The 267-nt window shown below is 69.3% G+C and carries 1 protein-coding gene; it reads right to left on the bottom strand.

The features are described 5' to 3' along the window. Positions 1–267 (bottom strand): helix-turn-helix domain-containing protein (locus EOD29_RS32185; RefSeq protein WP_281059249.1); only part of this gene is annotated, 267 nt, incomplete at both ends.

Below are 267 nucleotides of genomic sequence, written 5' to 3'. Positions count from 1 at the left end.
GTGCAGAGTGGCGCGACTGATCCCGAGTGCTGCGGCTGCCTGCGAAACGTTACCGCTAGTGCGCGACAGCGCGCGCAGCAAGGCTGCCTTCTCGGCTTCGATGATCTCCTCCTGCTGCGAGACCCCAGCCTCATGCAGGGCATCGGCGGCAGGGATGCCGGTGGCGATCCGCCTGTCGTCCAGTTGCAGCGCGATGCGGGCGGCGCGGGTTGCGCCGAGCACGAGGTCGTGCCGGTCGACAGCGAGCAGAGCGGCGGCGGAATTGGC

The organism is Mesorhizobium sp. M1A.T.Ca.IN.004.03.1.1, from assembly GCF_003997555.1.
Lineage (GTDB): Bacteria > Pseudomonadota > Alphaproteobacteria > Rhizobiales > Rhizobiaceae > Mesorhizobium.
The sequence above is the reverse complement of the archived record's forward strand: the minus strand, read 5'-3'. Positions and strand labels throughout refer to the sequence as shown.